Source organism: Streptomyces sp. GL_141, assembly GCF_057834385.1.
Map to the genome: position 1 here is coordinate 54,545 of NZ_JBYQMI010000002.1, position 19,995 is coordinate 74,539.

General features: G+C 67.2%; 14 protein-coding genes. 8 read left to right on the forward strand and 6 right to left on the reverse strand.

Annotation, left to right across the window (positions count from 1 at the left end):
- Window positions 1-133 precede the first annotated feature (133 nt).
- Together AC3IX6_RS39495 and AC3IX6_RS39500 are read left to right on the forward strand one after the other, a co-directional pair.
- Window positions 134-493 carry an effector-associated constant component EACC1 gene (locus AC3IX6_RS39495; protein WP_489371821.1) on the forward strand — a complete coding sequence of 120 codons (360 nt, stop codon included), beginning with the start codon at window positions 134-136 and terminating at the stop codon, window positions 491-493.
- The gene (locus tag AC3IX6_RS39500; RefSeq protein WP_489371822.1) at window positions 490-1,653 is read left to right on the forward strand and encodes a caspase, EACC1-associated type; all 1,164 of its coding nucleotides are present in this window, start codon (window positions 490-492) and stop codon (window positions 1,651-1,653) included. Before AC3IX6_RS39495 ends, AC3IX6_RS39500 begins: the two co-directional genes overlap by 4 nt.
- A 9-nt stretch (window positions 1,654-1,662) precedes the next feature.
- Here AC3IX6_RS39500 and AC3IX6_RS39505 read toward each other — a convergent pair whose 3' ends face one another.
- The 4 genes from AC3IX6_RS39505 to AC3IX6_RS39520 all read right to left on the reverse strand — a co-directional run bounded on the left by AC3IX6_RS39505 (window position 1,663) and on the right by AC3IX6_RS39520 (window position 4,636).
- Window positions 1,663-1,872, reverse strand: a complete 210-nt coding sequence (locus tag AC3IX6_RS39505) for a hypothetical protein (protein ID WP_489371823.1) — start codon at window positions 1,870-1,872, stop codon at window positions 1,663-1,665.
- Between the two features lie 443 nt (window positions 1,873-2,315).
- Entirely contained in the window at window positions 2,316-2,471 is a 156-nt protein-coding gene (locus AC3IX6_RS39510; protein WP_489371824.1) for a hypothetical protein, read from the reverse strand.
- Between the two features lie 136 nt (window positions 2,472-2,607).
- The gene (locus tag AC3IX6_RS39515; RefSeq protein ID WP_489371825.1) at window positions 2,608-4,224 is read right to left on the reverse strand and encodes a hypothetical protein; all 1,617 of its coding nucleotides are present in this window, start codon (window positions 4,222-4,224) and stop codon (window positions 2,608-2,610) included.
- Between the two features lies 1 nt (window position 4,225).
- The gene (locus tag AC3IX6_RS39520) at window positions 4,226-4,636 is read right to left on the reverse strand and encodes a hypothetical protein (protein WP_489371826.1); all 411 of its coding nucleotides are present in this window, start codon (window positions 4,634-4,636) and stop codon (window positions 4,226-4,228) included.
- A gap of 243 nt (window positions 4,637-4,879) precedes the next feature.
- Between AC3IX6_RS39520 and AC3IX6_RS39525 the strand changes: the two genes are divergently transcribed.
- Together AC3IX6_RS39525 and AC3IX6_RS39530 are read left to right on the forward strand one after the other, a co-directional pair.
- On the forward strand, window positions 4,880-5,527 hold the full coding sequence (locus tag AC3IX6_RS39525) for a YwqG family protein (protein WP_489371827.1): 648 nt from the start codon (window positions 4,880-4,882) through the stop codon (window positions 5,525-5,527).
- A gap of 346 nt (window positions 5,528-5,873) precedes the next feature.
- Window positions 5,874-6,212 carry a lysine transporter LysE gene (locus tag AC3IX6_RS39530; protein ID WP_489371828.1) on the forward strand — a complete coding sequence of 113 codons (339 nt, stop codon included), beginning with the start codon at window positions 5,874-5,876 and terminating at the stop codon, window positions 6,210-6,212.
- A gap of 151 nt (window positions 6,213-6,363) precedes the next feature.
- Here AC3IX6_RS39530 and AC3IX6_RS39535 read toward each other — a convergent pair whose 3' ends face one another.
- Window positions 6,364-6,774: a hypothetical protein gene (locus AC3IX6_RS39535; protein WP_489371829.1), complete on the reverse strand. Its 411-nt coding sequence runs from the start codon at window positions 6,772-6,774 to the stop codon at window positions 6,364-6,366.
- A gap of 351 nt (window positions 6,775-7,125) precedes the next feature.
- Between AC3IX6_RS39535 and AC3IX6_RS39540 the strand changes: the two genes are divergently transcribed.
- The 3 genes from AC3IX6_RS39540 (at window position 7,126) to AC3IX6_RS39550 (ending at window position 9,193) form a co-directional block, all read left to right on the forward strand.
- Entirely contained in the window at window positions 7,126-8,448 is a 1,323-nt protein-coding gene (locus AC3IX6_RS39540; protein ID WP_489371830.1) for a HEAT repeat domain-containing protein, read from the forward strand.
- Between the two features lie 239 nt (window positions 8,449-8,687).
- Window positions 8,688-8,924 carry a hypothetical protein gene (locus AC3IX6_RS39545; RefSeq protein WP_489371831.1) on the forward strand — a complete coding sequence of 79 codons (237 nt, stop codon included), beginning with the start codon at window positions 8,688-8,690 and terminating at the stop codon, window positions 8,922-8,924.
- Entirely contained in the window at window positions 8,921-9,193 is a 273-nt protein-coding gene (locus AC3IX6_RS39550) for a LexA family protein (protein WP_489371832.1), read from the forward strand. Before AC3IX6_RS39545 ends, AC3IX6_RS39550 begins: the two co-directional genes overlap by 4 nt.
- Before the next feature lie 227 nt (window positions 9,194-9,420).
- On the opposite strand, the gene AC3IX6_RS39555 is transcribed toward AC3IX6_RS39550, so the two are convergent.
- The gene (locus AC3IX6_RS39555) at window positions 9,421-12,729 is read right to left on the reverse strand and encodes an FG-GAP repeat domain-containing protein (RefSeq protein ID WP_489371833.1); all 3,309 of its coding nucleotides are present in this window, start codon (window positions 12,727-12,729) and stop codon (window positions 9,421-9,423) included.
- A 271-nt stretch (window positions 12,730-13,000) separates the two neighbouring features.
- On the opposite strand from AC3IX6_RS39555, the gene AC3IX6_RS39560 reads away from it, so the two are divergent.
- Window positions 13,001-19,909, forward strand: a complete 6,909-nt coding sequence (locus AC3IX6_RS39560; RefSeq protein WP_489371733.1) for a polymorphic toxin-type HINT domain-containing protein — start codon at window positions 13,001-13,003, stop codon at window positions 19,907-19,909.
- The last annotated feature ends 86 nt before the right edge of the window (window positions 19,910-19,995 follow it).

Genomic DNA, 19,995 nt, shown 5'->3' on the forward strand with positions numbered 1-19,995 from the left:
CGCCGAAGGCTTTGGCCGACCGCTCATTCCGCACCAGGTAAGGGCGGTAATGAGCCAAACGCACTCCAGACGGCACGCTCTACCAGACGATGGTGGTGCACGAGAGGGCCGACACGTGGAGACAGGGGCAACCATGCGCGTTGACGTACGGGTGACGGCGGAAGCCGACGAGCTGCGCTCACTGCACCATTGGCTTCAGGCAGACACGGACATCCGGAGGTCCTCCTCGCTGACGCTCCGGGAACAGCCTCCCGAGTCCGGGCAGATGGGCGGCCTGGTCGACGTCATCCAATTGGTGACCGACAACGGCTGGAGCGCTGCCTCCTTCGTGGTGGCACTGGCTGCCTGGAAACGTACGAGGCCCCAGGACCCGCCGATCGAGATCAGGCGGGGCGACACCGTGATCGTGCTTACGCAGTCCACCGCCGACGAGATCGGCCGTGTTGTCCGAGCCCTTGAGGCACCGGCTGCGGATGAGGCACCAGAGGCGTGAGCGCGCTGCCTGATCCCGGCGCGACCCGAGCTGTGCTGATAGGTACCAGTCGCTATGACCACCTTGAGCAACTGCCGGCGGTGTCCAACAACCTGGCGGCCTTGGCAGCGGCACTGGCAGAACCCTCCTCCTGGGGTTTGGCGTCGGAGAACTGTGTGACCCTCTCCAACCCCACGACTGCCGAGACGACCATGGCCGCGGTGCGGGCGGCAGCCGAGCAGGCGCGTGACACCGTGCTCGTCTACTTCGCGGGTCATGGGCTGGTAGACCCGGAGAACGATCTCTATCTGGCGATGCCGCAGTCGAGGCAGCAACGGGTCGAGACCGGGCTGTCCTACCGGTGGCTACGGCAGGCGCTGCTGACCGGCCGGGCGGAGCGATGCGTCGTCGTCCTCGACTGCTGCTTCAGCGGCCGTGCCCTGGGGTCGATGGGCGGCCCCGCAGATCTGGCCGATCAGGCATCCGTGGAGGGAACATTCCTGCTGGCCGCTGCGGCAGAAACGCGCACAGCGCTTGCCCCACCGGGCGAGCGGTTCACCGCCTTCACGGGCGAGCTCCTGGACACTCTGCAGAGGGGCATACCCCACGGGCCTGAGCTGCTGGAATTCGGCGCCCTGTACCGGCACATGCGCATCAACCTGGCCGCCAAGGGGCGCCCCGTACCACAGGCGCGAGACAGGAACACGGGAGCGCAGCTCGCGCTCGGCCGCAACCCGGCGTACCTGCCGGCATCGGGTTCCGCTCCTCCCGCCCACAACAGCCAGGTGGCAGGACGCTGCTGGCCCAGCCCTTCGGGCATCCGCACGGTCGAGGGCTTCTCAAAGGCGTTGTCAGACGTTCGCGTCACGAGCGGCCTCACCCATCAGATGGTCAGCCGACGTTCTGGCGGGCGCGTCTCCGCCGGCACCGTCAGCCGGCTCTTGAACCGCGAGGACCTGCCCAAGACCTGGCAGACCACAGAGGCGTACCTGTCTGCCTGCGGCGTGCCGGATACGCAGGTCGCCGAGTGGCAAGCCGTGTGGACACGGTTGCTGGCAGAGACGAAGACCGAGGCAGTCGCCCGGCCCATCGGCTCACGACCGAGCCAGGAACGTGGTCCCACGTTGCTGGAGCGATGGGTAGGTAGGCGTAGGGCGTCCCGGCGGAACGGTCGGAGTTGAGAGACCTGTTCAGGGAGTGGCTGCGGCGGTCGGGATCGGCTGCTGCGGAGCAGGAGCAGGAGTCCCGCTGTCATCGCCGAATACCGTGTTCCACGTAGCGATGGCCAGCAACGCAGCCACGAAGATGACGCCCGTCGCGGGCTTCTTCACCTGCTTGACGGCTGACGGCCGTACCCAGTGTCCCGCCCGGTAGTAGGGCTTGTCGCTCTTCTGCGCCACTGTGCTCTCCCCCGACGAGCCTGCTTCGCTGAACTTTCGACAGTTTGGCAGCGTCCAGCCATGCGAGGGGGCAAACGATTGCGTGCGGCTGATTCTGAACCGATCGGGTCCGAATTTGCTGGTCGGTCGGCCACGGGACAGCCTCCGTACCTCCAGAGGGGTGGAGGCTTTCCCCAGCCGTCCAAGACGCCTGGGCTCCGCCGCTCCCCGCGCACGCGGGGATCAACCCGAGCTGTACATCATGGGCGCCGGCAGTGCGGGCTGCTCCTCGCGCACGCGGGGATGACCCCACCTGCGTACATGGGGCCGCGCAGCAAGCTCACTGCTCCCCGCACGCGGGGATGTCTCACACGACCTCGAGGACCGCAGGCTCGTCAATCTGATGCTCCGGGGAGGCGGGACCCCTGAGCCGTCATGGTTGCCGTGGACCAAGCGACCGTCAGCTACATGGCGGCCCGCAGCATGCCGGCCGTCTTGGCCATGGCGGCCTTCGTCGACTCGTCGGCAGCGGTCCGCGCGGCGTCCTCCAACAGCAGGGCGGCCGCCTGGAGGAGCCCGATGTGCACGGGCACGGTCTCCAGTCCGGTGAGCGCGGCCATGGCCTGATCAGTAGCGCTCTGCGGGATAAGGGTGCTGACGCCGCGTCCGACGAGCCGAGGGGACTGTGTTGGTGTACTCACAAGGTGATTCTCGCGGTCCGGACACCAAACTGCCCACGAGCGCGATCGGACGGGCTCACTGCCGCAGTCCCGGGTGGCGCCCGATCGCCAGGTCGGTGGGGACGTACGCCCGGGGCAGCACCCGCTGCCGAGCCTGCACCGGCTGTGTGGGGGCCCACTTCTGTTCCTGTGCGATCGACTGATGGGCAGCAGCGTCCAGCATCGCCCGCGGCACGGGCGTGCCCGCGCTCTGCGCGGCGGACAGGAGCGCGGCGGCGCTCTTCTGCTCCGCGCCCATCGCAGCTGCGTAGGCCCCGGCCAGCGACTCGACCTGTCGCGCGTGGACGGGGTAGAAGGCGCGGTTCTTGTCGAGAGTCCGGGTCCGGTGCTCATCGGAGTTGGTCACCAGGCCGGCCTCGGCGCGCCGGACTACCCAAGGGGCGGCCCCCGCCATCTGCCAGCCGGTGGCCGAGAGCCGGTAGGCGGTCGCGGCGAGGGCTCCCGCTCCTCCGGCGTCGGCGACGATGTCGCCGGCCGGCCTGGGTGCTCCCGGCGGCTGCTTGGGCGTCCACTGCGGGCCGAACAGCAGCTGGCCCAGGCGCACCGTGCTGGTACGGGAGATCACCACCGCGGGATGGGGGTCGGTCGACGGCATCTTCACTGCCTGGCCCTGGCGGACCTGGGCGTAGCCCGGCGGCCGGAGCGGTGGGTGTTCCCGGGGATCGCCCGTATCGACGACGTTTCCCCAGGCGGCGGCGGCCTTGTCCCAGGCCTTCGAGGATTCCCGCAGCGCCATGGCAGCGCTCTTCAGACCGTCCTTTACGGTGCCGTCCGTCATTTCCCCGGCGACATGCATCAGGGTCCGTCCCGCGATGAGCCGGCTCATCGCGTTCCAGGAGGAGATCTGCTTGAGGTCCGAGCCGCTGAGCCGCTGCTCCGCGCTGTCGTGCAGGGCGGTGTACGCGGCGCGGGAGAGGCGCTCGCTGTCCTCTGCGAGGCGGGTGGTGATGGCGCTGGTTTCGTCCGTCGCCGCCGCTTGGACGGGTTCGACGGGCAGCGCCGCAGGGAAGGAGGCCAGGTCGTGATCGGCGTCGCGGGTCGCCGCCCGCGCGTAGACGGAAGCGTGGTCGAGGGATGTCTTGGCCTGTTGGAAGGCGTCGACCGCGCCGGGATGCTCGGCACCCTGGGAGAGCCGGTGTACAACGTGGCCCGCCTCCCAAGCGACCTCGGAGTACCGCCGGGCTAGGTAGTCGAAGGCCTTCTGGTGCCGCAGGAGGTAGGCGTACGGCGTCAGCGGGGCCCGGTCGGGACCGAGATGGCTGCTGATCGTGTCGCGCACGGCGCCCACGGCCTGCGCCGCCAAGCCGATCCGTTCGCCGGCCGGCCCGCCCTCCCCTGCCTGCGGGGCCAGGTACCGGCGAGCGGTGCCCAGCGATTTCCGTGCGTCGACCAGGCCGTCCTCCAAGTTCTGCTCCGCCTGAGTCAGGTCCCGTCGGCGCCGCTGGTCTTCGTTGGCTGCCGGGGCAGGGGCGTACGCCCTGGGACCAAGACCCTTCTGCATCTGTAACAGCAGCCCGTCGACTTCGTCGGCCAGAGCGGCGCGCTCATCGGAGGCGACGGAGGCAAGAGGGGTCTGTGCCACCTCCCGCAGGTGCACGATCGCGACGTCGAACAGCTCCCCGAGAGTCGCCATCTCACTTCCCCCGAACGAAGGACAGGGCCACGGCCGCACCGGACGCCAGTTCCCCGACCTCGACCAGCGCCCGGGCCGATGCCTCGTCCGCCACCTCGCCGGCCGACAGGCGCGTCAGCGAGACGCTGACGTGCTCCAGCAGCCGTACGTACGGAGCGAGGCCGGCGGCCTCCGGTTCCAGGGGCGGCGCCGAGACCGGCAGGCTCGTTCCGGGCAGCGGAAGGCGGTCGCGCCCTTCCGAGCACTGTTGCGAGACGATCATCGCCTGCAGCTCGTCACTGCCTTCGTCGAAGGTGATGCCGTGCGCGAGCTTGGCGATCATGCCGAAGACATCCCAAGCCGCCGCCAGCACCGCGGCCGAGTCCTCGGAGTCCAGCCGCCGGTCCAGTTCCGGTAGCGCCGATGTAGACATCAACAGCCCCTCCTTCATGTCGGAATGGGGATGATCGTCCCATCCCGCGCGCACGTGGCGAGTCGGCCTGTGGATAAGCCTGCGGCTGTGGAGACTCCCCTCCCGTTCACAGGGGCTCGCAGAGCTGAACCGTCTCGGCTCGTGAGGGCGCACTTCAGCATCGCCGCCAGCGGGCGCGCACAGGGCCTGCGGCGGCCCTATCCCCCCGGCCCGCCTGTCACAGGTGGCCAGTAGCCTCTCGCCATGCAGACAGCGCTGATGATCTACGACGGCTCCGCACCGGCCGACTCCGACGTCCCGCGTACCGGGGGCGTGCCGCTGGCTCCGGCCGGATTCGTCTGGCCCCTGTGCGGATGCGGGGGACCGCTTCAGTTCTTCGCTCATCTCCCCGTCGAGGACGGTGTCCTGTCGGTGTTCCTGTGTCAGAACGACCCCGGGGCGTGTGAGTTCTGGGACGCGAGCTCCAGCGCGAACAGGGTCCATCTGTTTCCCCGGGAGGAACTGCGGCCGGTAGCCGTGCCCGAGGCGGGACTGACGCTGCTGCCCGCCACCTCGGCCATCCGCACCCACGTCGTGACGATCGACCCCGAAGATGCCTGCGACGAGGAAGGGATCGAGGCTGACGCCTACGACCTTGCCCGCTCGGGATGGAAGCGGGAACCCGAAGAACGATTCGGGAAGCAGCGCGAAGTGCTTGGGTCACTCGGAGGCAGCCCCTCCTACCTTGAGGACGACCGCCTGCCCGTGTGTCCCTCCTGTACCGGCACCATGGAGTTCGCGGCACACCTGGAGGAGGGGATAACCCGGGAGACCGCGATGAACCTCGGCGGTCAGCTGGGCTACGTCTTCGTCTGCCGCCCTTGTCGCGAGGGAGCCTTCCTCACGAACTGAGGGCCACCTGCGAGGGAGTGCTGACGGTGACGCTGTCGCCGGTTCGAGACGCCGCAGGCGCCTCTGCTACCGAGGCGGTGTCGCCTGCGCGCGGCGTTGTGCCAGAGGGGTGGGGTGGCATTGTTCGCGAGAACGGGCTCTGGCACCGAAGCCTTGGCCATCGATCGAGGTTCGATGGCACAGGACAGCAGTCACAGCAGCTGTGAGTGAGCGTCGTAGTCGGCCAGTCGAGTATGTGGGTCTCACCGACGGTGGGCCACGGTGTCCCTGCAACCATTCCGGCCCCGCATAGGTCCTCCATATCGGGTCCCGGGCGGGCCACGTGGTGTCGAGGACGGGGAAAGCCGTGGGAGTCCGACGGGCAGCGAAGGGAATCAGCGGGTTCCTGAGGGAGACGGCTGGGGAAGCCGTCGCCGAGCTGATCCTCACCCTGCTCGCCTGCGCCCTGCTCGCTTGCCTGGCTCTGATCGTCTACCTGAGCTGGTCCTTCAGCCCGAACTTGACTGTGGCAGGCGCCGGACTGCTCAGTCTGTTCCTCGCCCATGGCGCCTGGAAGGCCTTCCGCGATACCGCAAAGGGCCGCCGCCGGCGGGGCCTCGCCGCCGCGACAACGGTTGGCTTCACGCTGACCGCCGCGACAGGTGCGTTCCTCTTGCTCTATGGCACAGGATGCGGCTGCCTGTGAAAGAGGTTCCCTCCCCCAGCATCGTCGGCCACGGGGCCTGACCTGCACAGATGCCGCTGCTCAGGCTGGCCGATTATCGCGCTCCTGGCCAACTCCGTGCTCAAATCGGTGCGCATGAACTGCGTGCGGCGGGCCAGGCCGGCGCACGCACCTACATCTCCCAGTGCTCCCCGTAGAACGTGGCCTCGCTGACCGCGGTGTCCCCGACCCTCGCCATGCCCAAGGCCAGATTGAGCCCGTCCGGGGCGACCGCACCCTCCGGACTGAACCGCATGCCCAGGTCATGCTTCTCGACATGCTGGATCACCGCCGCGTCGAGGACGGTGGGCGTCACACCGACCAGCGGGATGCCCGTGTAGAGAACCTGAGGTCCGGTACGGCCGTACGCGGTCACGCCACCAAGCCGCGGGACGCCGTCTGGATGTGTCCAGTAGTGCGCGCTCACCCCGGCCTTCTCGAGTCGGTCCTCGCTGAGATTCCACTGTCCGTCTCTGCGGAAGCTCCAATGGGGGAAGTTGCCAAGCCGGCCTGCCGGTATCTCGCCGTCGAGGGCGGTCGCCACCTGGACCGGGCTCATCCCAAACCGAAGCGGCCCCACCCGCTCCAGCGGCGCCCACTCCCAACGCGGACGGTCGCGGTCAGGCGTCACGGGCCAGGAACCCGGATTCCTCCCCAACTGGACGGACGTCCCGCCAATGAATGACGGGCGCCGCCGCGTAGGGGTCGTTAAGGGCGCCCTACGACAGCCCGTCCGCAGAGCTCGTGAGCGTGTACTTGCCCAGACGGCCATGCACAGCAAGCGAGCATCCCTGCCTGTAGGGGACAAAAATCGTGGCCCGGCAGTTGCTGTGCGTGGAATGATCAGCCGCATGATCGAATTTTCTGTGCGGAAGGGCGGCCACCGCCCCGTCCGATGAAATGGCTGGACGAGGCCGTGTCCGCCGGACACGCCACGACCGCCGCCCACCCTGCCCGCATCGCGATCATCGACGCGATACGGGCCGATCGCGCCGGCCCTGTAGCCGTCCGACTGCTTCAGCTCTCACGGTCCGACGATGCGTTCGTACGTCGTGAGGCCACGGAACTCCTGTCATCCGCCGGGGACAGGCGCCCCTGGCCCGAGGCCGTCGAGGCCGCGCTCGCTCGACTCACCGACCCTGATGAAGAGGTACGGCGCCGGGCCGCGTATCTCGTCGTGCACGCCGGAAGCCGCGATATCGCGCTCCGGGCTCTCGGTGAACTCACCGAGCCCGTGGTGCGTACTGCCCTCGCCGATTGGCTCCGAGGCTCCGTCGCGCACCTGCAAGACGACCCCTTGGCCTCCGTCCGCTTCCTTGCCCGACTGCAGACCCTGAGCGACGCCCCTCCGCGGCAGTGGCCGCTGCTCGACAGGGCTCTGCTCACCGATGCCTGGGAGGCGTCGCGCCACCTGGACGGAGTCGGGCGGCGCTGGGGTTGGGTCCTGTACAGGCTGGGGCGCGAGCATCACGTCTACGCCCTGGTGGCGCGACTCGTCGGTGATCCCGCCACCCGGGACATCGGCGCCGGCTTGGCTCGGGAAGCCTGTCATCACTGGCGGGCGGCCCCGGTCGAACTCCTGCCTCTGCTGGTCCGTCATTGCGGAAAGGGGATCAGCCCTGCCATGGCCAAAGCCCTTACCACCGCCTCCATCTCGGAGGCTGCCATGCGGACACACCGCGCACTGATCGCCGCGGTCCCCTTCACTCCGTATCCCAAGGCCCATCGCCCTTCCGGCAGCCCGCCGCCGTCGTACGACTGCGCCGCGGCCGCGGCGGTCCTTCAAGCCAAGCCCGTGGATACCGGGCGACTTCAACGTGCCCCCGAGATCTTCTCGGCCCTGCTGGACGCGGGCCCGCTGACGTTCCGGCAGGCTGCCCAGCTGTACAACCTCACCTTCAAACGGCCTGGCCGCATTCAGGCGGCATGCGCTCCGCTATGGCTGCGGCACGCCGGTCCCACGGCTCTTCCCCGCCTTCTCGCTCTCATGACACCGCACCTGGGTGATTACGGGATGGGCGAGTACTACTCGGAAGGCCTCGCACGAATGGGCCGGCGAGCGGTGCCCGCACTGCCGTCCCTGACGGCACTGATCGACCGGCGTACCCGGATACCGGTCAACGACTCCACAAGGGACGGCGAGATGATGCTGGACGAACGCCTGCTTGCTGCCGCGATCGACGCCCGTCGCGCGATCCTGGCCGACGCCGCTTCCTGATCATCGTCGCCGCTCCACCCCGCCCAGGCAGTCCGGCGCAAGCAGGCACAGCTGAGCCACTCGAACCGTAAAACCGCCGAGTCACCGCCATGGCCACGCTGCAGGTCCCGCCCCACTGGCACGCAAGCATCACCAAAAGTGCCGCAACCGCTACGCTGCGGCCAACCTCGACGCTGACACCCGATCCGGCCCGAGGTGTCGCCTTGCCTCGGAAATCGAACATGTGAGCTACTGAGGGGATGGCTCCGCTTTTCCCCCACGACCTGATCCGCCTCCAGTACGAGTGGATCCGCACCTACGAGGCACTCGCCCGGCTCACCCCCACGCAGGGCTCCACCGAGCTGCGCCGCCGGCTCATCGGCCTGTCCGGGGCGCTGGCGTCCCACCCGTACTGGGCTACCCCCGGGTACTCCTCCGCGAGGCGCGCCGAGCTGGTGCGCCGGGCCCGCGCGTCCGGCTGGGAGGCGGTGGCATGATCCGGCTGACGTCCTGCAGGATCCGGATCCTTGAGTCGATCTCCAGCTACATCACGGTGCACGGCACGGGCCCGACGGTCCGGGAGATCGGGGTGATGGCCGGGCTGTCGAGCAGCTCCTCCGTCGCGTATCAACTGGCCCAGCTGGAGGCGGCCGGACTGCTGGTACGGGGGACCCGGTCCTGGAGCAGCGTGGAGCTGACCGGCTCTGCGCGGCGCCGGCTCGCCGCCGCGCAGAGCGCCACGGCTACGCCGACGGTGACGGGGTGACCATGTTCCTGGTCGTCCTCCAGCACGCTGAGGGCGGCCCCGCGACCATGGGCGAGTGGGCAGTCGAGGAAACCGCACGGCGTACCTACCGGCGATGGCTCGGGTTGTACGGGAGCCAGCCCGCCGCGGTCATCCAGCTACGTCCCCCGGCGAGGCCGTCAGACACCTCGGAACAGGGCTGTGGCCCCCGGCATGCCGGGGGCCACAGAGGTTGGTTGGGGGGAGTGTCAGAAGAGTCCCTTGATGCTGGTGGACCATCCGCTCTCTCCGACCAGGCGGGCGGCTTCGATGCTTGTGGTGCCGCCTGGGTAGAGAAGGAGGCAGCCGGTGGGGCAGAGCTTGCCGGTTCCGTCGTCGCCGACGTACCTGACTCTGTAGTTGGGGTCCGCGGGGGTGGTCGCCCACACGTCGCCGAGTTCGTCGCCGGCCGTGGGCTGGAACACCTTGTACTCGATCTGGGCGCTGCCGTCCTGAATGGTCTTGGTGACCACGGTTCCCTGAGCATTTCCGTGGCTGGTGGCCAGGATCCGGGAGTTGGGCCCCCAGGCGGTACTGGCGTAGGTGGCTGGTTGTTTGCCGGCGCTGTCGACGCTGTAGACACCATTGGCGATCCGACCACGGTGAAGGTAGAGGGCGACGTTTTCGCTGCTGCGGGTGACGATGTCCTTGATGCCATCGTCGTTCAGGTCGGCGACCATGACGATGCTGTGGTTGATCCAGCCTCCGGTAGGGCCTGGGATGTCGGTGGGCATCTCCTGGAGGTTGAGGGGTTCGGCCTGTTCCGGGCTGCTGTCGCCGGGCTTGGTCTGGCCGGAGTACAGGCGCATGCCGACGCTCGTGCAGACGCTTCCGGTGTAGTGGGTGCACTCAAGGGCGAGGAGGTCGTTGCCTTGCTTGTAACCGGAGTCGGTGCGGTTGTTCACGTCTCCGGGAGTGACGATCTGCTGGAATACTGCCCATCCTCCGTCGCCCACCCGGGACGGCGCCTTCAGCGGGCGGCGGTTCGCGCCGAAGAGCGCCCCTTGGCCATCGCCGGGGTAGAGCCACATCTCGCCTGTCTTCAGGCGGACGATGGCATCCTCGTAGCCGTCCGGAGGGCCGGTGGAGCTCCTGAAGTTGGTGAAGTCCCCGCCGTGGGCGATCAGCGCACCGTCCCATCCGGAGGCTCCGATGACGGTGCCCTGGACGTGTCCGGCTCCGTCGCCGGTGTAGCTGCGTAGGCCACCGTCGGGTTCGGTGGCGAGCATGTCGGTGTAGCCGTCACCGTTGAGGTCACCGTTCAGGTCGCTGACGGGCGCCGGAGTGTTGGTCTCTGGGCTCTCGCCGGGCGGGTAGACGAACTGTGCCCGTGTCGTCACCAGGCTGATGGTGTCGGCCGCGCCGTCGGACGGTGAGTGATTGCCTGCCTTGTCAAAGGCGGTGACGTACAGGGTGCTCTGCGGCCAGCCGAGGGGGACGACCGTGATGACGGCTTCGTTCACGCCGGTGGTGACGGGAACCCAGTTGGCTCCGGCGCAGGTGGTGCTGGAGACGGAGATGGGCCGGTCCATCCTCCAGCAAAAACCGGCGAGGTCGGTGGCCGGGTTCTTGAGCTTGAGCTTCAGCGGTTCGCGTGCCTGGCTGGGGACGAGGGCGATGCCGTTCGGCTGGGTGACGGTGACGGGGTACTTGGGTCCGACGGCGTCGACGGTGAAGTCGCAGAAGTTGGTCCAGGGGCTGTACGAAGCCTCTTCGTCCTTGGCCAGGGCCCGCCATTTGTATCTACCGCTGGGGAGGTCTTTGCCGTAGACCATGGCGGTTCCTGTGCCGCCGTAGCCGACGGAGTTGACGTCGTTGACCGGGATGTACTGGCCGGTCGCCGTGTTCATAACCTCGAAGCCGGGGGTGACGGTCCCGCCGTCGCGGTCGCGCATGGTGGCGGTCAGGGCCAGGCCGCTGTTGCGGATGATGCCGCCGCAGGGAACCGGCTTGTTGCCGTCGCCCTCAGGTTCAAAGTTGCCTTCGAATGCTCCGGTGGCGAGGACCTCGGGGGCGAAGTTGTAGTCGACCTGGAGCACGGGGTTGTTCCGCAGGCGCTTGTAGCTGTTGTGGTTGCCGAGGTAGGCGTTCGGGACGCGCAGGCCCAGGGCGACCGGGTTGCCGCTGGTGTTCGCGGATTCCTGGATGTAGGCGGTCAGGGCCGGGGAGTAGAAGTCGGCGCCCTCCTCGCCGGGGCAGTAGGTGGGGTTGCCGTGGGCGAACTTGCGTTCGTCGAGTTTGTAGGTCCAGAAGTTGTTGCGCGTCGCCCAGGTGGGAGTGGTGCTCTCGATGCTCCTCGACGCCCACAGTTCGGTGGGGCCTGCCGCGGCGGGATCGCAGCCCCAGGAGTGGGTCTGCACGACGGCGAAGGAAGCGTCGCGGATGTTGGCTCCGTGGAGGCCGTCCATCTTCATGGAGAAGAAGGCCTGGGTGTCTCCGGTGCCGTTGTAGCCGACGCGGGGCTCGTCCGCCGGGTTGTCGGACTGCCAGCCCGAGCCCCACTTGTACGCGGAGTAGGGGGTAGCGGAGTACACGGTCGCCCAGATGCCCGTCTTGCCGCCGGTGAAGGGCGGGTCGATGATCAGGGGGAATCGGGTGGCCGAGGCCAGGAGTACGGGGTCAGGGGTGAGCGTGAGGGTGTTCGCGTTGACGTCCGCGCCGACGTCGGCCTGCTGAGGAGCCGCGGGCTCCGTTGCCTGCATGAGCAGGACGCTCTTGGGCTGGGTGGCGGACTTGGCGAGGGGAGCCGGGCTCTCGTCGGCGGGCTGCTGCCACATGGTGGGCTTCGGCGCGCTGAAGACGATCTGGCCACCCGCGTCCTTGGCCAGCAGCTCATCGCCCGCGGTGTCGTCGAGGGTGACACCCACCGCGGTGATGCCGAGCTTGATGGCCTTCAGTGCCGGGTTGGCGGCGGCTTCGGGGGTTTTGACGACGAGGTGCTGGGCGAAGCCGTTGACGTTCGCGATCAGTTTGAGGTCGACTCCGGGAAGCACGGACTCGTAGAGCGCGGTGTTCTCCCCCAGCACCGGCTCGGGGAGCGTGCCGGGCCAGGTCAGAGCCAGACTTTTGCCCTGGTTGTCCATCTCGACCATCGGCCCGTCCCCGCCGGAGGAGAACGTGATGCCGAACGCGGCCGTCGGGCCGATCGTGCCGTCCTCGCGCTTGATGACGGTGTCATCGGTCCGCCGCCACATCGCGTCGTAGCGGGTCCAGACGGGCAGCGTGTACTGCTTCTGCGTCAGGCTCCCGTCCGGCTTCGCGTACGTCTCGGTCGTCTCCGTGCGGCGGTCGATGATCTCGACCGGCTCGCCGGATTCGCGGGCCAGGCCGAAGGCCTTCACCTCCGATGCGGACTTGTGGTCATCGCCAGAGCCAGTGGGGCTGTCGGCCGGGGCCGCTTCGGCAGCCGTGGCCGTTGCGGGCTCGGCAAGCAGGTCGGCCGCGGTGAGCGGGAGGACGAGGGCCACGAGGGCTGCGAGTGAGCGGGGCAGGTGCGCGCCGGCTCTTCGTCGGTTCATGAAGATTTCAGTCTTTCTGAGAACGCCAGGCATGGATCACCGCAGAGTAGGCGAAGTGATTCGCATTGGCATAGCAAGACCTGAGTATGAATCAGAACTCACATCACCCCGCCGATGCGGAATGATCCACTTCCGTACAGATCGGCGCGTTTTAGCAGGTCAACGGCGGTCAAGATGAGGCTTGCGTCGTGCGTTCAGGGCGTGTTGGCTGCGGGTTTATCTGTCTCTTAATTCCCGTGGGGGGTTTGCTGTGCTCAGAAAGATAAGCGTGATGCCCGAATTGTTCGGAGGTGATCGTTTTCAGAGAAAACGATCACTCAGGGTGGGTATTGTCGGGGCGACATCGGCAGCTCTGACCGTTTCGCTGCTCGCCGGGCCGGCCTGGGCCGGCCCGGCCGGCGTCAAGCCGCGCCCCGTGCAGAAGAACGAGTCCGTCCCGGGCAAGGACGTCAAGCCCAGCCCGGTCAAGACTCCGGCCAAGGCGCCGAAGTGGAAGCCTGCTCCTGTCAGCTGGCCCGCCGCCGGCAGCGCCGAAGTCGCGCTGCCCGCAACCTTGCCGTCGGCGAAGGCAAATCCCGGCCCTCCGGTGAAGGCCGGCTCCCTGCCCGTCCGCGTCGCACAGTCCGCCCAGGCCGCGGGCGCCGTATCCGGTGCTTCAGGCAAGAGTGCCGCTGCCGGCCCGTCGCGGGTGAGGGTCACCGTCGCCGACCACAAGACCACCCAGCAGGCCGGGATCAACGGCCTGCTTCTGTCCGTCAAGCGCACCGACGGATCCGCCGCGGCCGCGGCCGCCCAAGTCGAAGTCGACTACACGAAGATCAAGGACGCGTTCGGTGCGGCCTGGGGCTCCTCGCTGCGGCTCAGCCTGGTGCCCGACTGCGCGCTGACGACGCCGTCGAAGCCCGAGTGCCTGCAGCGCACACCGCTGCCCTCGCACAACGACACGAAGTCCTCGACGTTGAGCGCCTCGGTGGATCTGCCGGCGACGGCGGCACCGAGCTTCCTGCTGAAGTCGGGGCCGGGTACGCTGGCCGCGCCTGCGGGCGGTATGGCGGTGCTGCTCGCGGATGCCGCTCCGGACAGCTCCGAAGGATCGTTCAAGGCCACGTCCCTCGCCTCGTCCGGCTCCTGGTCGGCCGGCGGGAACTCCGGCTCGTTCGCTTGGAACATCCCCATAGGCGTGCCTCCGGCGCCCGGTGGGCTCGCGCCGAAGGTGGCCCTGAACTACAGCTCGTCCTCCGTGGACGGCCGTACCGGCTCCACCAACAACCAGGCTTCGTGGGTCGGTGAAGGCTGGGAGTACAACCCCGGCTTCATCGAACGCAAGTACGCCTCGTGTGAGAACGACAAGCAGGGCGGCAACAACAGCGCCATCAAGAGCGGCGACCTGTGCTGGAAGTCGGAGAACGCGACGATGTCGCTGAACGGCTCCAGCTCCGAGCTGCTCTATGACGCCGTCAAGAAGGTGTGGAAGCTGTCGAACGACGACGGCTCCCTCGTCGAGCGGATCTACGACTCGCCGGGCAACGGCTCCGGGGACAGCGACTCCGAGTACTGGAAGGTCACCACCGGTGACGGCACCCAGTACTGGTTCGGCAAGAACCGCCTGCCCGGCTGGGTTACCGGCGACGAGATCACCAACTCCGTCAACTGGGTCCCCGTCTTCGGCAACCACGCCGACGAGGAGGGCCACGCCACGGACTTCGCATCCTCCGCCGTCAACCAGGGCTGGCGCTGGAACCTCGACTACGTCGTCGACCCGCACAACAACGCCATGGCCCTCTACTACACCAAGTACGGCGCCTACTACGCGAAGAACGGCAAGATCGACGACCCTGTCACCTACACCCGTGACAGCACCCTGAAGAAGATCTCCTACGGCCTGCGCGCCGGCCAGGTCTACACCCCGGCCCTCGCCCCTGCACAGGTCAACTTCACCGTCGGCAACCGCTGCGAGGCGGCGACCTGTACGTTCGACGAGGCTCACGCTCTCGACTGGCCCGACGTGCCCGTCTACCTGAACTGCAAGGTCGACACGCAGTGCCTGCAAGGGGCCCCGTCGTTCTGGTCGACCAAGCGCCTGACGTCCATCGACACCGTCGCCCTTTCCGGCGGCGCCCACGTGCCCGTGGACACCTGGACGCTGAACCAGTCCTACCCGCCCACCGGCGACGAGACCAAGCCCGCCCTGTGGCTGGACTCCGTCACCCGCACCGGCAAGGCCGGCGCGCTGGGGGACAGCACACCGCTCACGACCACCTTCACCGGTTCCCTCATGCCCAACCGGGTCGACTCGGCCGAAGGCCGGCCGCCGATCTTCAAGAAGCGCCTCACCGATGTCGTCAACGAGACCGGTGGCAACACCCATGTCACCTACACCGACAAGGACTGCACGCCGACCAGCCTGCCCACTGCCGACAACACCAACACCAGGCGCTGCTACCCGTCCTGGTGGACCCGCGACGGCGGCCAAGATCCGGTCAAGGACTACTTCCACAAGTACCTCGTCCTCACCGTCGATGAATCGGACATCACCCCCAGCGCTGCTGCCCCCACCAAAACCACCAAGTACGTCCACGTCGGCGCCCCGACCTGGGCGCGCGACGAAGGCGAGTTCACCCTCGACAAACAGCGCACCTGGAACGACTTCCGCGGCTACCGCACCGTCCGCACCCTGACCGGCACCGCACCCAACCGGCTCCGCACCGAAAACGACTACTACCTCGGCACGGGCGCAACGATCAACGGGATCACCGACCGGCGTGACTTCGCAGGCACGGTCTCCGAGAGCCGCACCCTCGACGGCGAAGCCGGCCCCGTGGTGGAGAAGACAACCCACACCCCGTGGATATCGCCCCTCAACGCCTCGCAGGCGGTCAAGGGCATCACGGACCCGGACCCGGACTCGGACCCAAATACCGACGACGTCCTCCCCGCACCCACCCTGGCTTCCAAGGTCGCCCGGTTCTCCGGAACCAAGACCAGCGTCGCCAGCAAGCTCCTCGCTGACGGCACCTGGCAGGATTCCATCACCACCCGCGGCTACGACACGGCCTACGGGCTGCTGGAGACCGAAGGCAACGACGGAGCAGGCACGACCGAGGCCACCTGCAAGGTCACCCAGTACGCGGCCCCCGATACGGTCAACTGGCTGATCTCCTACCCGAAGCAGGTCATCTCCACCACCGCCAACCCGTGCTCGGAAACCATCTCCGCCACGGCCGTGACCGGCGCCGTCCGAACCTCCTACGACGGCCAAGCCGTCGGCACGGCCCCCAAACCCGGTCTGGCCAACGCCACCAAGACCGAGCAGGCCTCCAAGCTGGACGCAAACAGCCAGCTCGTCTGGGAGACCATCGGACAGGGCACACACGACCAGTACGGGCGCGCCCTGACCGCCACGGGCCAGGACGGCGAGGTCACCAAGACGGCCTACACACCGGCAACCGGCGCACAGCCGACCAAGATCACCGTCACCAACCCCAAGGGCCACATCGCCACCAGCACCCTCGACGGCCTGCGCGGTCTGGCCCTGACTGCCACCGACGCGAACAGCCGAACCGTCACCTCGCAGTACGACTCCCTCGGGCGCATCGTCAAGGGCTGGGCCGCCGGCCGTGCCACCAGCGAGCAGCCCAACGTCACCTACACCTACAGGCTCTCCACGACGGGTTCCTCCACGGTCACGGCGAAGAAGCTTCACGAAGACGGCTCCTGGGGCACCTCGGTCAGCTTCTACGACGCCCTGATGCGCCCCCGCCAGACCCAGACCGAAGCCGTCGGCGCTCCTGGGCGGGTCGTCACCGACACCTTCTACGACGCATACGGGCGCGTCCGCCGGACCAACGCCCCCTACCACCAGGACGACAAGCCGGTCAGCACAGCGCTGAACACGACTGCCGCCGCCGACATCCCCAGCGCCACCGAAACCCTCTACGACGACCGCAGCCGCGCCACCGCCTCGGTCCTGCTGAGCAAGAACATCGAGCAGTGGCGCACCAGCACCACCTACGGGCCCGACTGGCAGGCCGTCGTCCCGCCGCAGGGCGGAACCGCGACCCTGGCCGTCAGCGACGCCCGTGGGCGCGTCATCGAGCGGCGTGACTACAAGGACCGCACCCCTGGCATCGGGGACGCGGCCACCTTGTACGAGAAGCACACCTACACCTACAACCGCGCCGGCCTGCTCTCGAAGATCACGGACAACTCCGGGCGCAACACCTGGACCTACGGCTACGACCTCCGCGGCCGCCAGACCCAGAGCACCGACCCCGACAAGGGCAAAAGCACCACCGCATACGGCGCCGACGGCCGCGCCGAGAGCGTCACCGACGCCCGCGGCATCACGCTTGCCACCACCTACGACGAGCTCGGCCGCCCGACCAGCCTGCGCAAGGACACGCTCACCGGGACCAAGCTCGCCGCCTGGGCCTACGACACCGCCACCGGCGGCAAGGGCATGCCCGCCACCACCACCCGCTACGACGGCACCGCCCCCTACACCAGCACCGTCATCGGCTACGACACCGGCGGCCGGCCCACCGGCACCAAGGTCACCGTCCCCACCGTCACCGGCGAAGAAGAACTCGCCGGCACCTACACCGTCACCAGCACCACCAGCCCGGTCAACGGGCTGCCCCTGACCACCGCCTACAGCACCAGCAACAGCAAGGCCACCACCGCTCTCCCCGCCGAAACGGTTTTCAACGACTACGACGAGCGGGACCAGCTGGCGAGCGTTAGCGGTGACCTGTCCCAGACTTACCTGCAAGGCATCTGGTACACCGCCTTCGGTGAACCCGAGGCCATGACCTTCGGAAACCTCGCCAAAATCGTCGGCACCACCCTCAAGTACGACCCGGCGACCCGGCGGGTCGCGGAGTCCCTAGCCCGCCGCGACCTCGCTGGCCCGTCCACCTTGTCGCAGATCAACTACACCTACGATCCGGCCGGAAACATCACCCGGATCACCGACAAGCAAGACGACGCCACAGTCACCGACAACCAGTGCTTCACCTACGACTGGGCACGCCGCATGACCGAGGCCTGGACCTCGGGTGACAACTGCACCACCAAACCCGTCAACGGCACCGGGACGCCCAACCTGGGAACTGTCGACCCGTACTGGACGAGCTGGACCTTCACCGACACCGGTCAGCGCGCCACCGAGAAGCAGCACAAGGCCGGCCCCATAACCGCCGACACCCTGCGCACCCACACCTACCCCACCGGCACGACCGCAGGTCACGAACTCCAGAAGGTCACCACCACCGGCGGAACCACCGGGACGGACACCTACACCTACGACACCACCGGCAACCTCACCACCAAGGACACCGCAGCCACCGCCGCGCAGACCCTGACCTGGAACGAGGAAGGCAAACTCGCCACCTCCACCGTCTCGGGGAAGACCACTTCCTTCCTCTACGACACCGCCGGCACCCGGATCCTCAAGCGTGAGCCGACCACGACCACGCTCTACCTCCCCGGCGGCCAGGAACTCATCCTCGCCAAGGCCACCAACGCGGTCACCGGCAACCGCTACTACACCCTCCCCGGCGGCAGCGCGATCCGCTCCAGCACCGACGGCCGCGTCCGCTTCCTCATCGCCGATCACCACGGCACCAACACCCTCGCCATCAGCGGCGCCACCCTCACCTACGACCGGCGTAAATCCCTCCCCTACGGAGCCCAGCGTGGTACCGCCCCGGGCTTCTGGCCCGGCCAGAAGGGATTCATCGGCGGCGACACCGACACCACCACCGGCTTCACCCACATCGGCGCCCGCGAATACGACCCCACCACCGGCCAATTCATCAGCGTCGACCCCATCCTGAGCACCGACCTCCCCCAATCCCTCAACGGCTACAACTACGCCAACAACAGCCCCATCACCTCATACGACCCCACCGGAATGCGCGAAATGTGTGGCGCCTCCGGAAACTCCTGCCATCCCGACGAATTCAACACCGACGGCAGCGACAACAAGGACGGCGACCGGGGCACCAACGGCGGCAACGAATGCGGCAATGATCCTGAATGTAGGACGGGCTACAGCAAGCCGCCCACTGAAGATGCCATCAGCTATGACGTACACAATTCAGACCCCGTCGTGGAACTCCTCTACGGTCTTCTTGGAAACGCTTACAGCACCGCCTCTCTCTTTGGAAGCATCTGGGACGAGGATTGCCGAAATGGCGGTCTCGACAACCGTGGCTGCAACTACGGAGCGACATTCGAACAGGACAAGTTGGAGAATGGCGTCAACACGTCATCTGACTGGTACACAGTACCGAGCTTTGTTGGCTCGATGCTTTTGCACTTCAAGGCTGGGGGTGGATCTCTACGCGGCGCTAGAGGTTTCGGTGGAATGCCCACGGCCGAAAGTCAATGCTTCCTCGCCGGCACCCTCATACTCATGGCCGACGGTTCGACAAAAAAGATTGAAGACATCGCAGTAGGCGATCAAGTTGTTGCCACAGATCCGGAATCAGGCAAGACAGGAGCCCGGAAGGTAACCGAGCTTTCCCGATCGGAAGGCGAAAAGCACCTTAACGAGATATCCATCGAGACGGCCACTGGAATTGAAAAGCTCACGGCGACCAAGGATCACCCATTCTGGTCCCCCTCACAGAAGGAGTGGATTGGCGCAGGCGACATAGAGCCAGGATTCACACTCCTTACCAGTGAAGGTAAGACCGTTCGCGTAACAAACAATCGCGCATTCACCGAGAACGTCAAGACCTACAACTTCACCGTCGCCGAACTCCACACGTATTATGCACTCGCGGGCGACACGCCAATCCTGGTACACAACGTGTGCAGTATGGCGAAGGGGAAGGCAGGAGAAGCCAGGGCGGTCCAGGAACTGTTGGATCGAGGGTATGTGATCATGGGACAACATGTCGAACTCGAAGGCAAGAAGGGGGACAATTCCTTCGTCGATATTGTCGCAACCAGACCAGGACCCAGTTTGGGTGCGCCTCACTTCTTCGAGGTGAAGAATGGAAGATCCGCAAAACTGAGCCCTCAGCAGAGGGCAGTGTACGGACAGCTCTCGAACGAAGGAGGCGTAATTCTGCGATCCCCTCAGTTGATACCCTGGGGCCTTAAGCCTGGAGATCTACTCCCACAGAACGACGTGAACATAATACTTTACGGCGGGGCGAAAGCTTGGTGAGACCGGCCCGAAGCTGCGCACCCTACGAAAATCCAACCATTCAACACGAAAACAAGTAAGACATACAGCAGCGATCATTGAGATGA